A 15,450-nucleotide genomic window follows, 5' to 3' on the forward strand; every position below is an offset into this window, starting at 1 on the left:
CAGCTTTTGCATGAATATCGCTCATGTTGGTACGAGCGTCATAACGGTAGAATCGCAGCCTTTTTTTACCATCGAGATCAGCAGCATGCCGCACCGCTTCATCAGTTTATGGTTGCTGGTCCTGAGCGGGAGCGTTGCGGCGCAAGATCCCGCCATTTCTTCTTCCATCTCCTACACCCGGGATATCCAACCGATCTTCACCGAGAAGTGCGTAGCCTGCCATGCGTGCTATGACTCGGCCTGTCAGCTCAATCTCGGCAGTGGCGAAGGCGCCGCCCGTGGCGCGAGCAAGATGCCGGTGTACGACGGCGAACGCACCCAGGCCGCACCGACCACGCGCTTGTTTTACGACGCGTTCGGCAAGCGCGCCTGGCAGCAGAAAGACTTCTATTCGGTGCTCGATGCCCAGGGCAGTCAGGCCGCGCTGATGGCACGCATGCTTGAACTCGGCCACAAGACGCCGCTGACGCCCAACGCCAAACTGCCGGAAGAGATTGTTCTTGGGCTCAATCGCAACAATCTATGCGCAATGCCTGCGGAGTTCGACGGATATGCCGGCGCGCACCCGAAAGAGGGTATGCCGCTGGCGGTCACCGGGCTGACCGACCAGCAATATCAGACCTTGCAGCGCTGGCTGGCGTCTGGCGCGCCGATTGACGAGCAGAGCCTGGCGCCGAGTGCCAAAGAGGCCATGCAAATCCTGCAGTGGGAAAACCTGCTCAACGCCCCCGGCGCCCGGCAGAGTCTGGTCGGGCGCTGGCTGTTCGAGCACTGGTATCTGGCGCACATCTATTTCAAGGATGGTGAGCCGGGGCATTATTTCCAGTGGGTACGTTCGCGTACGCCGAGCGGCCAGCCGATCGACCTGATCGCCACGCGCCGCCCCAACGACGACCCGGGCACGCAGGTGTATTACCGCTTGTGGCCGGTGCAAGGGGTGATCGTGCACAAGACGCACATCACTTATCCGCTGAGCGCGGCGAAAATGGCGCGGATCAAAAGCCTGTTCTACAGCGGCAACTGGCAGGTCAATGCGCTGCCGGGTTACGGCCCGCAGAGCCGTGCTAATCCGTTTGCCACTTTCGAGGCGATTCCGGCGCAGGCGCGCTATCAGTTCATGCTCGATAACGCTGAATACTTCGTCCGCACCTTCATTCGCGGCCCGGTGTGCCGTGGGCAGATCGCGACCGACGTGATCCGCGACAACTTCTGGGCGCTGTTCCAGGCGCCGGAACATGATCTCTATATCACCGACCCGAACTACCGCGGCCAAGCCACGCCGCTGCTGGCGATGCCGGGGCAGAACGACGATGTCGGCAGCGTGCTGAGCCTGTGGCGCAACTATCGCGACAAGCGCAACGAATACGAGGCATTGCGCCGTGACAGCTATGCCGATCTGCCGGCGCCGAGCTGGTCGACGCTGTGGGCCGGCAACGACAACGCCTTGCTGAGCATTTTCCGCCACTTCGACAGTGCTTCGGTGACCAAGGGGCTGATCGGTGAGGTGCCGCAAACCATGTGGCTGTTCGATTATCCGCTGCTGGAGCGCACCTATTACCAGCTCGCGGTCAATTTCGACGTGTTCGGCAACGTTTCCCATCAGGCGCAGACCCGTCTGTATTTCGACCTGATCCGTAACGGCGCGGAACAGAACTTCCTGCGCCTTATGCCCGCCGACTCGCGCGAGGACTACCTCAACGATTGGTACCAGGACGGCGGTCAATTCAAGATGTGGCTCGATTACGAGGCCATCGATGACGACAAACCGACCGCGCTGAAGCTCGACGAAAAAGACCCGAAACATGATTTCGCCATGCAGCTGCTGGCGCGCTACGGTGATCTGAACGCGCGGCCGGACCCGATCAATCGCTGCGACGGCGCTTATTGCTCGCGACCGAATATCGATCCGGCCTTGCAGAATGCCGAGCAGGCCTTGAGCCGTCTGGCCTCGCGCCCGGCAGCGGGACTGAAAGTCATCGACCAGATGCCCGAAGCGACTTTGTTGCGTGTCGAAACCGCCAGCGGCAAGCGCGAGGTCTACAGCGTGCTGCGCAACCGCGCCCACAGCAACGTGGCGTTTCTGCTCGGTGAATCGCTGCGCTATCAGCCGGGGCTCGACACGTTGACTGTCTATCCGGGCGTACTCACCAGTTACCCGAATTTCATGTTCAACGTACCGGCCGAGCAGGTGCCGGCGTTTGTCGATGCGATGGAGAATGCCAAGGATGCCAATCGGTTCGAAAAGATCGTCGAGCGCTGGGGCATTCGCCGCAGTCATCCGCAGTTCTGGCTGTATTTCCACGATCTGAGCCAGTACATCCGCGAAACCGACCCGGTGGAAGAGGGCGTGCTGGATATGAACCGGTACGAGAACCTTTGATGATTCGCAGGCGTGTGACGAGATTCTTTCCTGACAAAAATACTAGGACTTTGTCAGCCGCGCCGATTGGCGTAAACTGCGCCCACGCCTGCGAGGAGTTTTTATGACCGCTATTACCATTACCGACGCCGCCCATGATTACCTGGCCGATCTGCTCTCCAAGCAGAACACCCCGGGCATCGGCATCCGCGTTTTCATCACCCAGCCTGGTACCCAGTACGCCGAAACCTGCATTGCCTACTGCAAGCCGGGCGAAGAGAAACCCGAAGATACCGCGCTGGGGCTGAAAAGCTTCACCGCCTACATCGATTCCTTCAGCGAAGCGTTTCTTGATGACGCGGTCGTTGATTACGCCACCGACCGCATGGGCGGCCAACTGACCATCAAGGCGCCAAATGCCAAAGTGCCGATGGTCAATGCCGACAGCCCGGTCAACGAGCGCATCAACTACTACCTGCAAACCGAGATCAACCCGGGGCTGGCCAGCCACGGTGGTCAGGTCAGCCTGATCGATGTGGTCGAGGACGGCATTGCCGTGTTGCAGTTCGGTGGCGGTTGCCAGGGCTGCGGCCAGGCTGACGTAACCTTGAAGGAAGGCATCGAGCGCACCCTGCTCGAGCGCATTCCGGAGCTCAAGGGCGTTCGCGACGTGACCGACCACACGCAGAAAGAAAACGCCTACTACTAAGGCGTTCGCTGCGAACATGAAAAACGGCGCCCCGTGAGCGCCGTTTTTTTATGGGCCAATTTCACCGCCCATTCGCGAGCAGGCTCGCTCCCACAATGAAATGCAATTTCTGGTGGGAGCGAGCCTGCTCGCGAAGGCGTCTTCAAGGCCGATAAAGATGCGCATGCCCGGCGCGATACAACGAAGACTCGCTGAACACCTCGCTGCCCAGCACCCGCCCGACCAGAATCAGCGCCGTGCGCCGAAAGCCTTTGGCCCCGACCTTTGCGGCAATGTCCGCCAGTGTACCGACGACCCAGTCCTGATCCGGCCATGTCGCGCGGTGAATCACGGCAATCGGGCAGTCCGCGCCGTAATGCGGCAGCAGTTCAACCAGTATCTTTTCCAGATGATTGACCCCCAGATGAATGGCCATGGTCGCGCCGTGCTGCGCCAGGCTCGCCAGTTCTTCGCCGGCGGGCATCGCGGTCTTGTCGGCGTAACGAGTCAGAATCACGCTTTGCGAGATGTCCGGCAGAGTGAGCTCTGCGCCCAGCAGCGCTGCGCATGCCGCTGTGGCGGTCACGCCCGGAATGATCTCGAAAGGAATGCTCAGTTCACGCAAGTATCGAATCTGCTCACCGATCGCGCCGTACAGACTTGGGTCTCCGGAATGCACACGGGCCACATCCTGGCCTTGGGCATGGGCAGTCCTGATCAGATCGATGATTTGTTCCAAGTGCAGTTCAGCGCTATTGACCACGATTTCGGCCTGATGACCTTCCAGCACCGCGGAGGGTACCAGCGAACCGGCGTAGATAATCACCGGGCAGCTGCGAATCAGCCGTTGGCCTTTGACGGTGATGAGTTCCGGGTCGCCGGGGCCGGCGCCGATGAAGTAGACGGTCATCGTTGAATCCTTGTAAAGAGGCGCAGGCACACTGCAGATGAAGCGTGCTCATGATCGATGGCGGGGATTATCGGGATTTTATGCAGCGCCGGCCAATGCCAGCGTGGCCTGCGCATATTTTTGGCGGTGGATCAGCAGTTTCGCCGGCGCCTGAATCAGTTGCTCGGCCAGCGCCAGCGCGGCGCTTTCCGCCACGCCGTAGCAGCCGGTGCGCTCAAAGGCGATCTGCGATTGATGACTGAGGCGCTGTTGATAGGGCGCCAGTTCGGCACTGTTGAAATACTGCAGCGGCAGGTTCAATTGTGTGGCCAGTTCCAGCAACCCCGGTTCGTCGCGCTTGAGGTCGATACTCGCCAGAGCCTTGACCGCTCGCAGCTCGATGCGGTGCGCCTGCAATGCTTGATCAAGTAACGCACGCAGCGTACTTGCGGGACAGCCGCGCTGGCAGCCGAGGCCGACCACGAAGGTCGGCGCTGCGCGGTCATCGGTCATGCCTGATAAGGGCCTGCGCTTTTGCGGCGGAACAACCATGCACTGATCAGGCCCAAGGCCAGCCAGAACGCGACGTTGGTCAGCTGCGAAGCGATTTTGAACTGGGTTTCCAGTGCCTCTGGGGCAAGCATCGAATGCACCTGCGGTTGCGGCGCGCCGATCACATGCGGCACGGCGAGAATCGCCACACCGAGAAGCTTCATCAGCCAGTGACGGCTGAAAGCGATCAGTGCCAGGCCGACGGCGGTCGAAGCAGCGGTGCCGATCCACCAGATCTGCCGCGATGCCAGATCGGCAGCCGCAGTGCCCGGCAATTCAGGTGGCAGGCCCAAGGTCGGCGCGAGAACGAACGTCGCGTAACCGGCCAGACCCCAGAGCAGCCCTTGCGAGGTTTTCGTTGGGGCTCGCAAGGTGTACAGGCCGGCGAGCATCAGGGCGAAACCCACCGCCACCACCAGATTACCGCCAGTGGTCGAGACCACGCGCTGCCAGCCGTCTTCCGGCTCCCAGGCTTCACCATCATGGCTGTGGGCGGCGGTGCCGACGGCGTGTTCGTGGACTTGCGCGACCGGTTCGGATTTCTCGAAGGTTTCGGCCTGCAGAATCAGTGGCGATACCCAGAAACTCTGTAGCAAGGTCAGGAGCAGGGCGGCCAGCAAGCCGGTGAAGCCTGCGGTTTGCGCGATACGCTTGATCATCTCGGCAAGCCTCAGTGGCACGGGAACGCGGCGCTGTGGCGGGTATCGTGGGCGGCGTTGTGCACCGCTTCGATGTGCGAGAAACCGGCGAACCAGACCAGGCTGGCACCGAGGATCGAGGCGAAGAGGGCGGCAGCGACGCGTTGGCCGAGTGTGGTGCTGCTGGAGATGTGGTCAGTGTGGCTGACGGTGTTGCTGATGATCGACATAGCGCTTCCCTCTGAAATGTCAGCGGGTAAACAGAGCGCATGAAAATCCCTGCGAGCCGGGCACGCAGGGATTTCGAACAGCGCCCGCCCACCGCGGGTTTGTTTGTGGTCAGCGGCGCTTGCGCGCGCTGGGTGTTGCGGGCCGGTCTCCGGGCTCGCGAGGGGTTGACTGGTCGCCGACCTGCAAGCATCACCTTCCCATGCCGGGGCACAGTGGATCTGACGCTTCGCTCGCTTACCGTTGCGGGGGCAGCACCGGACTGACATGGCTTTGAGTAAAGCACATGATTCACCGGTTTCCCGTTTCACCCTGTGAAGGGCACCCGTAACAAGGTGTGCAGGAGAACATGGGTTTGGGTTTTTAGTCAATTTCCGGGGGCGGATCCGTTGCTGCGGGGGGGGCTTTTTTTCGGGTGTTTTTGTGTGTATATCCGTTGCTGCGGGTGTTGCTGATTACGGTTTCGCCCTTACGGCGAGGCACTTTTTCCAAACGCCGAAAAAGTACCCAAAAAGGCTTGCTCCTACGTTCGGCCCTCGCAGGCTCGGGTTCCTTCGCTCCGGGACTGATCCGGGCGCAGCGGCTCCGGTTTGCTTCGCTGCACCTCCTTCCGCTGTGTTCGACTGCGTCGAACGGTCGCTGCGCTCCCACGCCCGGATCAGTCCCTCCACTCAGCCTTCCGACGTCGCTGGTGGATCAAAAGCACTCGAGCTTGCGCTCATTGTTGAGTGGTGCGGCTGCGCCGCGGGCAGCTGCGCTGCTTTGCTTTTGTGGGAGCGAGCCTGCTCGCGAAGGCGGCCTGACAGCCGACCTGGTCTTGAAGCACGCGATCCAACTGTAGGAGCCGCCGAAGGCTGCGATCTTTTGATCTGGCTTTTGCTTTTGATCTTTTGCCACTTCGGCAGGCTTCGTTATGGGATCGCTCCGGGTGTGGCAGCGCAGCTACCGTACGACGCAGTCGTACATCTGGAAAGTTGAGTTGCTGGAGCGATACCGCCCGCCGCTGCACCCGCAGCAACGGATATGCCCTCGGTTCCGAGGCTCAACGCCCATTGACCCATCCCCACACCATGCGTAGCCTTGCGCTTTCGAGGTTCTTCGGCACTCGCCGAAGCTAAGAAGGGAACGCGGTCAAAGCCGCGGCTGCCCCCGCAACTGTGAACGGTGATGTTCGTTGCCACGCCACTGCCAGCTCAAACGATGAGCCAGCGGGAAGGCGCAATGGACGCCAGGCCCAACGCCTGAACGCCGTCAGCCAGGAGACCTGCCTCGTCACAGATTCTCACTACAACCGGGCGGGGTGATCCGGTGGCGAATGCTTCCGGCGTGCATGCGCGCTGCCGGTTCTCGTCCCGTATGCCCGCCGCTTGCCAAAGGGCATACCGATGAAAACACTGGCCAAACTCCCCGTCACCATCGTCACCGGTTTCCTCGGTTCGGGCAAAACCACGCTGCTGCGGCACATGCTCGACAACGCTCAGGGCCGGCGCATCGCGGTGATCGTCAATGAGTTTGGCGAGCTGGGCATCGACGGTGAAATCCTCAAGCAATGCACCATCGGCTGCACCGAAGAAGAGGCCAGCGGCCGCGTTTATGAGCTGGCCAACGGCTGCCTGTGCTGCACCGTGCAGGAAGAATTCTTCCCGGTGATGCGCGAGCTGGTCGCCCGTCGCGGCGATCTCGACCACATCCTTATTGAAACCTCGGGCCTGGCCCTGCCAAAACCGCTGGTGCAAGCCTTCCAGTGGCCGGAAATTCGCAGCGCCTGCACCGTCGATGCAGTCATTACCGTGGTCGACAGCCCGGCCGTCGCTGCTGGCACCTTCGCCGCGTTCCCGGATCAGGTCGATGCCCAGCGCAAACTCGATCCGAACCTTGATCACGAGTCGCCGCTGCATGAACTGTTCGCCGATCAACTGGCCAGCGCTGACCTGGTGATCCTCAACAAAGCCGACCAGACCAGCCCGCAAGACCTGGCTCGCGTACGCGCTGAAGTAGCCGAAGAGCTGCCGCCAGCGGTAAAAATCGTCGAAGCCAGCAATGGCCGCCTGCCGCTCGACGTGCTGATCGGTCTCGGTGCCGGCTCTGAAGAGCATATCGACAGCCGCCACAGCCACCACGATCACCACCATGACGGTGATGACGACGACCACGATCACGACGCCTTCGATTCGATCTCCATCGAATTGCCGCAAGCCGACGAAAGCCTGCTGCTCGACGCGCTGACGCAATTGGTGGTGCAGCACGGCATCCTGCGGGTCAAAGGCTTCGCGGCCATCCCGAACAAGCCGATGCGCCTGTTGATCCAGGGCGTGGGCACGCGTTTCGACAAGCATTTCGACCGCCAGTGGGGTGCCGACGAGGCGCGGGTGACACGTCTGGTGCTGATCGGTCAGGAGCTTGATGCGGCACAACTCGAAGCGCAATTGCGCGCTGCGCTCAGCGTTTAAGCCATGCACCTGCTCAGGACCCAGCCCGGCGGATTCGTCTCGGATGACAACATTGCCGATCTCGGACAAACCCCCGCCGAGCTGGTGATCCTGTGCAGCGGCGATTCCAGCCTGGCGCTGCTCGCCGAGGCTGCGCAGCAACTGCCGGATGACTACCCGAGCTTGCGCCTGGCCAATCCGATGCAGGTGCAGAATCATGCCTCGGTCGATCTGTATGTCGATGAAGTGCTGCGCCACGCCAAGGTCATTCTGATTTCGCTGCACGGCGGCATCGCCTATTGGCGCTACGGCGTCGAGCGGCTGGTCGAGCTGTCCGAACGCGGCGTGCAACTGATTCTGGTGCCCGGCGATGACCGTCCGGATCCCGAACTCAGCGACTTGAGCACGGTCAGCGCCGAAGTGCGCGATCGACTCTGGCAATTTCTGCGTCAGGGCGGCATGGGCAATGCGCTGGATTTCTTCCGTTGCCTGGGCAACCAATGGTTCGCCCGCGATTACCCGTGGAGCGAGCCGCAAACCCTGCCGCGCACGGCGATTTATCACCCACAGAAAAACAGCGCTGCCCTGAGTGACTGGCAAGCCGAATGGCTGCCCGGTCAACCGGTGGCGGCGCTGTTGTTTTATCGCTCGCATTTGCAGGCGGCGAACACGGCGTTCATCGATGTGTTCTGTCAGCGTTTGCAGGCAGCCGGACTCAATCCGCTGCCGATCGCGGTGGCCAGTCTGAAAGAACCCGGTTGCTTGTCGGTGGTCGAGGACTGGCTGGATGAAGTCGAGGCGGGGGTGATTCTCAACACCACCGGTTTTGCCCAATCGAGTCCCGAGGCGCCGCATCTGCGCCCGTTTCGCCGCAACATCCCGGTGATTCAAGCGATCTGCGCCCAGGACAATGAGCCCGGCTGGCGCGACAGCGAACAGGGCCTCGGGCCGCGCGATCTGGCGATGCACATTGCTTTGCCGGAACTTGACGGACGCATCATCAGCCGACCGATCAGCTTCAAGGATCTGGCCTGGCGCAGCGAGCGCAGTCAGTCCGATGTGGTCTGCTATCGCGCCCAGCCCGAACGCATGGATTTCGTCGCCGAACTGGCGCGGCGTTGGGTTGCTTTGGCACGCGTGCCGAACGGCGAAAAACGTATCGCGCTGATCCTCGCCAACTACCCGACTCGCGACGGCCGCATCGGCAATGGCGTCGGCCTCGATACCCCGGCGGCGGCGCTGAACATCCTGCGCGCATTGCGAGCGGAGGGTTATCCGGTCATCGCTGAATTGCCCGATAGCGGCACCGAGCTGATCCAGCAATTGCTCGGTGGTGTCAGCAACGACCTCGACAGTCTCGACCTGCGCCCGTGCCAGCAAAGCCTGGCGATGGACGATTACCTGGCAATGTTCAATGCGCTGCCGCAGGCGAATCGCGCGGCGGTAGTCGAGCGTTGGGGATCGCCACACAATGATCCGATGTGCCGCGACGGTCGCCTGATGATCGCCGGTCTGCGTTTCGGTCTGACCTTTGTCGGCATCCAGCCGGCCCGGGGTTATCAGGTCGATCCGAGCGCGGTGTATCACGACCCGGATCTGGTCCCGCCGCACGGTTATCTGGCGTTCTATTTCTGGTTGCGCAACACCTACGGCGCTCACGGCGTGATCCATGTCGGCAAGCACGGCAATCTCGAATGGTTGCCAGGTAAAGGCGTCGGCCTTTCGGAGAATTGCTGGCCTGACGCGCTGCTCGGGCCGCTGCCGAATATCTATCCGTTTATCGTCAACGATCCGGGCGAGGGCGCCCAGGCCAAGCGGCGCACGCAGGCGGTGATCATCGACCACCTGATGCCTCCGCTGACCCGCGCCGAAACCTACGGGCCGCTGCGCAATCTGGAGTTGCTGGCCGACGAATATTACGAGGCGCAACTGCTCGATCCGCGCCGCGCCCGTGAGTTACAGCGCGACATTCTGCAGCTGGTGCGGGACACGCAAATCGACCGCGAATTGCAACTGGATGCCGCGCTGGACAGCGATGCCGATGCGGCGATCTGGTTGCCGCGTCTGGACACTTATCTGTGCGATCTGAAGGAGTCGCAGATTCGCGATGGGTTGCACATTTTTGGTGAATCGCCGAGCGGGCGCTTGCGTATCGACACCTTGCTGGCGTTGCTGCGCATCCCGCGCGGTGACGGCAAGGGTGCGCAGTCGAGTGTGTTGCGAGCACTGGCCAAAGCGTTTGAACTGGGTTTTGATCCGCTGGATTGCGCCTTGGCCGATCCGTGGAGCGGCCCGCGTCCGCCCGAGTTGCAGGCCATCAGCGAAGAAGTCTGGCGCACCGCCGGCGACACCCGCGAACGCCTCGAACTCTTCGCCGCAGACCTGATCTTCCAAACACTGAATGTCCCCTTTGGGAGCGAGCCTGCTCGCGAAAGCGGTGTGTCAGTAAAAGACCAGTTGTCTGACCCGACGCCTTCGCGAGCAGGCTCGCTCCCACACGGGCCGGGGTGGACTGAGGTTAATTCGATACTCGAGCATCTGCGCGAAGTCGTCGCTCCGCGCCTCGACGCTTGTGGCCCGGCCGAAATGCGCGGTCTGCTCGACGCCCTCAGCGGTCGTTTCGTCCCCGCCGGCCCCAGCGGCGCGCCCAGCCGTGGCCGCCTCGACGTGTTGCCCACCGGGCGCAACTTTTACTCGGTCGACGTGCGCAATCTGCCCACGACTACCGCATGGCGCATCGGATTCCAGTCGGCAACGCTGATTCTCGAACGACACTTGCAGGATCACGGCGATCACTTGCGCCACCTTGGCTTGTCCGTGTGGGGCACTGCAACCATGCGCACTGGCGGCGATGACATTGCTCAGGCCATGGCGCTGATGGGCGTGCGTCCGGTCTGGGCCACGGGCAGTCAGCGCGTGGATGATTTCGAGATTCTGCCGCTGAGTCTGCTCGATCGTCCGCGAGTCGACGTGACGCTGCGGGTGTCGGGGTTTTTCCGTGATGCGTTTGCCAACCTCATCCGCCTGTTCGACGCCGCTGTGCAAGCGGTGGCCGCGCTGGACGAGCCGGACGACTTGAATCCGCTGGCCGCTAAAGTGCGCGCCGAACGCCAGGCGCTGTTGCAGTCGGGCGTCGATGAAGACACCGCGCGGCGTCAAGCCGGGTGGCGCATCTTCGGCGCGAAACCGGGGGCGTATGGCGCCGGAGTGCAAGGCGCTATCGACGGACGTCTATGGCAGTCGCGCGAAAATCTCGCTGAGGTCTACCTGAACTGGGGGGCCTATGCTTACGGCGGTGCCGACGAGGGCACGGCTGCCCGCGAGCAGTTCAGCCAGCGCCTAAGCCAGGTACAGGCAGTTCTGCAAAACCAGGACAACCGCGAGCATGACTTGCTCGATTCCAACGATTACTACCAGTTTCAGGGCGGCATGCTCGCGGCGGTGGAGACGCTGCGTGGCGAAGCGGCGGCCAGCTATCACGGCGATCACAGCCAGCCGGATCTGCCGAAGATTCGTACCTTGAAGGAAGAACTCAATCGCGTGGTGCGCTCGCGCGCGGCGAATCCGAAGTGGATCGACGGAATCAAGCGTCACGGCTACAAAGGCGCGTTCGAACTGGCGGCGACGGTTGATAATCTGTTCGCTTTCGATGCGACCACGCAGTTGATCGATGACCATCAGTACGCGTTGCTGGCGGAGGCATATTTGCTCGATCCGGCGACCCGGGACTTTGTTCGTGAGCACAATCCCCACGCGTTGCGCGACATGACCGAACGCATGCTCGAAGCGCAGCAGCGCGGGATGTGGCAGGAGCCTGGGGCTTATAAGGAAGCGCTTGAAAACCTCCTGCTGGACATTGAAGAAGACACCTGACAGAACGCGATCCCCTGTAGGAGTGAGCCTGCTCGCGATAGCGATAGTTCGGCAAACCCATAAGTTGACTGGTACACCGCCATCGCGAGTAGGCTCACTCCTGCAATTGAAAACCTTTCACCGACCATGAACGAGTACCCAAGATGACCGACACCCCGCATTTCCCGCTCTCCGCCGTGGTCGGCGCCGATGACTTGAAACTCGCCCTGTGCCTGAGCGCCATCGACCCGAAAATCGGCGGCGTACTCATCGAAGGTCCGCGCGGCATGGCCAAGTCGACCCTGGCCCGGGGCTTGGCGGATCTGCTCGCCAGCGGCCAATTCGTCACTTTGCCGTTGGGCGCTACCGAAGAGCGGCTGGTCGGCACCCTCGATCTCGACGCTGCCCTGAGCGACGGTCGCGCGCAGTTTTCGCCCGGTGTTCTGGCCAAGGCTGACGGTGGCGTGCTCTATGTCGATGAGGTCAATCTGCTGCCGGATCACTTGGTCGATCTGCTGCTCGATGTCGCCGCCAGCGGTATCAACCTGATCGAGCGTGACGGCATCTCCCATCGGCATTCGGCCAAATTCGTCCTGATCGGCACCATGAACCCGGAAGAGGGCGAACTGCGGCCGCAACTGCTTGACCGCTTCGGCTTGAACGTTGCCCTCAGCGGCCACACTGCGCCCGCCGAACGCGGACAAATCATTCGCCGGCGGCTGGATTTCGACAGCGATCCGCAAGGGTTCTGCGCGCAGTGGGCGAGCGAGCAACACATCCTGCGTTCGCGCTGTGAAAGCGCCCGCGAGCGCTTGGCAGCCATCCCGCTGGATGATGCGGCATTGGCGTTGATTACCGAGCGTTGTTTCGCCGCTGGCGTCGATGGCTTGCGCGCTGATCTGGTGTGGTTGCGCGCGGCTCGCGCCCATGCGGCATGGCGTGGGGCCGATGCGATTGCTGAAGAGGATATCGACGCGGTGGCCGAATTTGCCCTGCGCCATCGCCGCCGCGAACACCCTTCATCCAGCGCCCAATCACAAGCGCAATCTTCCTCAGGCACAGACAGCAAATCCGGCGAAGGCCAGGGCCAGTGGGGCGAGATGCCGGCAACGGCGCAAGCCACCGGTGCCCGCCGCGAAGTTCCGAGCTGGCCGCCACAGGCAAAAAAGCCCTAGGCATTCGCCCCCGATCCGACGCGGGGGCGAATGCCAGACCCCGTGCCGGACAACTCGACAATGGCCGCCAGGGCCGACGCCAGAGCGCCAGCAGCGGTTCGGTGAACTGGCCGGGCACGCTGCTCAATGGCCGCCCTCAGCGCCGCGCCGATTTGCTGTTTCAACAGCGCACCCGCTCACCCCATGAAATCTGGCTGGTGATCGTCGACGCGTCGGCCTCGACCCGTCGCCATCAGGCTTTGAGCGATGCCAAGGGCCTGCTCGCGCAGTTGTTCGACGACGCTTACCGCCAGCGGGCGCGGCTGGCGTTGCTGACTGCCAGTGGTTCTGCGCCGAAATGGCAATTGCAAGGCTTGAAGGCCTCAAGCGGCCTGCGCGTCTGGCTCGACGGTCTGGGCGCCGGTGGCGGCACGCCGTTGCTCGCGGCACTGGAACAGGCGCAGCAATGGCTGAAGGTTAGACGCAAGCGCTTTCCCGCCGAACAGCAACGCTGCCTGATCGTGACCGATGGTCGCTTGAAAGAACTTTCAGGGTTGCCAGTGCTGGCGTGTCCGGGATTGCTGATCGACATTGAGCGCGGGCCGATCAGACTGGGCCGGGCAAAGGATCTGGCGACCGCGCTGCAAGCGCAGTATCAGCATATCGATGAGCTGGGTTTACGCTGAAATCCGCCGCACCGCTCGCACCCTGTGGGAGCGAGCCTGCTCGCGAAGGCTTCTTCAGCAACGCTGAAAGTCTCCGATCAAGGTCATTCATACAGATTTTGAAATGATTTACCGCTGTGGAGCAGGCCGGTTAAACCTGTACGCTCCAAGGCCATTTTTCATTCAGGATTTACATGAACACCCTCTCGGAGCCTCCCAGTCAGCACTCTCCAGCGCAACGTTGCGCGGTCTTGATCCTTTCGCAGCACCCCGTCTTCCGACTCCCGACTATGGTTGATAACGCGGCTCTTGAGCCTTCGCGTTGCACTTCGCCGTGTCCGGCCGCCTGAATTCACTGAGAGAGATCGAGACGTTTTATGGAATGGTTAGCGGATCCCACGGCCTGGTTAGGCCTTTTGACTCTGATCGTGCTGGAACTGGTACTGGGTATCGACAACCTGGTGTTCATCGCAATTCTTGCCGACAAACTGCCGCCGCATCAGCGTGATCGCGCGCGGATCATCGGCCTGTCGTTGGCGTTGATCATGCGCCTGGGCCTGTTGGCGAGCATTTCCTGGCTGGTTACGCTCACGCAGCCGTTGTTCGAGGTGTTCGACAAGAGCTTCTCCGGGCGTGATCTGATCATGCTGTTCGGTGGCGTGTTCCTGTTGTTCAAGGCGACGATGGAGTTGCATGAGCGCCTCGAAGGCCACGTCGGCGAGCGCTCGACCAACACAACCTACGCGCTGTTCTGGCCGATCGTCGCGCAGATCGTGGTGCTCGACGCGGTGTTCTCCCTCGATGCGGTGATTACCGCTGTGGGCATGGTCGATGAACTGGCGGTGATGATGATCGCGGTGATCATTTCCATCGGCCTGATGATCGTCGCCAGCAAGCCGCTGACCCGCTTCGTCAACGCACATCCGACCGTGATCATGCTGTGTCTGGGCTTCCTGATGATGATCGGTTTTGCCTTGACCGCCGAAGGTCTGGGCTTCCATATCCCGAAAGGTTACCTGTACGCCGCCATCGGTTTCTCGATCCTCATCGAGGTGTTCAACCAGGTCGCCCGGGCGCGGCGCAAACGTTCGATGCAGGGCGTGCGGCCAATGCGTGAGCGCACGGCCCATGCAGTGATGCGTCTGCTCGGTGGCCGCAAGCTGGCGGCGGAGGAGGTTGGTGAGGAAATCTCCGACCTGCTGGACAACGGTGAAGCGCCGGTGGCCGAGCTGTTCGACCGTCGTGAGCGGGTGATGATCAGCGGCGTGCTGCAACTGGCAGAGCGGCCGATTCGTAACCTGATGACGGTGCGCGCCGACGTTGACCTGATCGACCTTGCCGATGACGCCGAAACCATTCGCACGAAGTTGATGCATTCGTCGTACTCACGCTTGCCGTTGATTCGCGATGGCGCGGTGGATGAGCCCTTGGGTTTCGTACACAAGAAGGAATTGCTCAAGGAGTATCTGGCCGGCAACGAGCCGAACCTGGAGCATCTGGCACGCAAGACCGTCAATCTGCTCGACAGTTACTCGATCCTCAATGCCCTGGAGCAGATGCGCGCGGCATCGACGCACATCGCTTTCGTGGTCAACGAGTTTGGCGATTTCGTCGGCGTATTGACCATGACCGACATCCTCGAATCGATCGCTGGCGAACTACCCGATGCCAGCGAAATCGAAGGCCCGGACGTGGTCGAGGAGCGCGGCGGGTTTCTGGTCAGCGGCGCGCTGCCCTTGGCTCGCGTTCGCCAGCGTACCGGCTTCGATGCCGAGCCGACCGAGGATTATCAGACCATGGCCGGGTTGGTGATGAGTCTGCTGGATCGGTTGCCGATGACCGGCGATCAACTGGAATACGAGGGCTGGCAATTGACTGTCAAAGCGGTGGAAGAGCGGCGGGTGACGCGGGTGTTGCTGGAGCGCGCTGCCGCGTAATCCTTGCGTTTTCTAAAAGCTGTGCTGGCCTTTTTGCGAGCGGGCTAGCTGCCACATTG

11 protein-coding genes and 2 riboswitches are annotated in these 15,450 nt (G+C 61.7%); of the genes, 7 read left to right on the top strand and 4 right to left on the bottom strand.

All coding sequences use genetic code 11. The features are described 5' to 3' along the window. Window positions 1-85 precede the first annotated feature (85 nt). Window positions 86-2,380, top strand: a complete 2,295-nt coding sequence (locus KVG87_RS09030; protein ID WP_217850308.1) for a fatty acid cis/trans isomerase — start codon at window positions 86-88, stop codon at window positions 2,378-2,380. 103 nt (window positions 2,381-2,483) lie between these two features. Then, complete coding sequence (nfuA, locus tag KVG87_RS09035) at window positions 2,484-3,068, top strand: Fe-S biogenesis protein NfuA (protein ID WP_003225494.1); 585 nt, start codon at window positions 2,484-2,486, stop codon at window positions 3,066-3,068. A gap of 142 nt (window positions 3,069-3,210) precedes the next feature. Here the strand turns inward: nfuA and cobM are convergent, their stop codons facing one another. From cobM to KVG87_RS09055, 4 genes are all read right to left on the bottom strand, one after another. Beyond that, window positions 3,211-3,957, bottom strand: coding sequence for a precorrin-4 C(11)-methyltransferase (cobM, locus tag KVG87_RS09040; RefSeq protein WP_217850310.1), 747 nt, complete (start codon window positions 3,955-3,957; stop codon window positions 3,211-3,213). 78 nt (window positions 3,958-4,035) lie between these two features. Continuing rightward, the gene (locus tag KVG87_RS09045) at window positions 4,036-4,449 is read right to left on the bottom strand and encodes a cobalamin biosynthesis protein (protein ID WP_071172073.1); all 414 of its coding nucleotides are present in this window, start codon (window positions 4,447-4,449) and stop codon (window positions 4,036-4,038) included. Further along, entirely contained in the window at window positions 4,446-5,147 is a 702-nt protein-coding gene (locus KVG87_RS09050) for a CbtA family protein (protein ID WP_217850313.1), read from the bottom strand. Before KVG87_RS09050 ends, KVG87_RS09045 begins: the two co-directional genes overlap by 4 nt. Window positions 5,148-5,158: 11 nt before the next feature. Continuing rightward, window positions 5,159-5,356: a CbtB domain-containing protein gene (locus KVG87_RS09055; protein WP_016774486.1), complete on the bottom strand. Its 198-nt coding sequence runs from the start codon at window positions 5,354-5,356 to the stop codon at window positions 5,159-5,161. Window positions 5,357-5,479: 123 nt separating this feature from the next. Then, a riboswitch (cobalamin riboswitch) is annotated at window positions 5,480-5,698 on the bottom strand. Between the two features lie 730 nt (window positions 5,699-6,428). Continuing rightward, window positions 6,429-6,640, top strand: a riboswitch (cobalamin riboswitch). Between the two features lie 99 nt (window positions 6,641-6,739). Here KVG87_RS09055 and cobW point away from each other — a divergent pair. The 5 genes from cobW (at window position 6,740) to KVG87_RS09080 (ending at window position 15,391) form a co-directional block, all read left to right on the top strand. After that, entirely contained in the window at window positions 6,740-7,804 is a 1,065-nt protein-coding gene (cobW, locus tag KVG87_RS09060) for a cobalamin biosynthesis protein CobW (protein WP_225930814.1), read from the top strand. Between the two features lie 3 nt (window positions 7,805-7,807). Continuing rightward, a complete protein-coding gene (gene cobN / locus KVG87_RS09065) occupies window positions 7,808-11,656 on the top strand; it encodes a cobaltochelatase subunit CobN (RefSeq protein WP_217850315.1) in 3,849 nt (1,282 codons plus the stop codon). Window positions 11,657-11,799: 143 nt separating this feature from the next. Further along, entirely contained in the window at window positions 11,800-12,810 is a 1,011-nt protein-coding gene (locus tag KVG87_RS09070; RefSeq protein WP_217850317.1) for a magnesium chelatase ATPase subunit I, read from the top strand. Further along, window positions 12,783-13,475 (top strand): vWA domain-containing protein, encoded by a 693-nt coding sequence (locus KVG87_RS09075; protein WP_225930831.1) that lies wholly within the window; start codon window positions 12,783-12,785, stop codon window positions 13,473-13,475. The genes KVG87_RS09070 and KVG87_RS09075 overlap by 28 nt, the downstream gene beginning before the upstream one ends. A 356-nt stretch (window positions 13,476-13,831) precedes the next feature. After that, a complete protein-coding gene (locus KVG87_RS09080; protein WP_217850321.1) occupies window positions 13,832-15,391 on the top strand; it encodes a TerC family protein in 1,560 nt (519 codons plus the stop codon). Window positions 15,392-15,450 lie beyond the last annotated feature (59 nt).

Origin of the sequence: Pseudomonas siliginis (genome assembly GCF_019145195.1) — a bacterium.
GTDB lineage: Bacteria > Pseudomonadota > Gammaproteobacteria > Pseudomonadales > Pseudomonadaceae > Aquipseudomonas > Aquipseudomonas siliginis.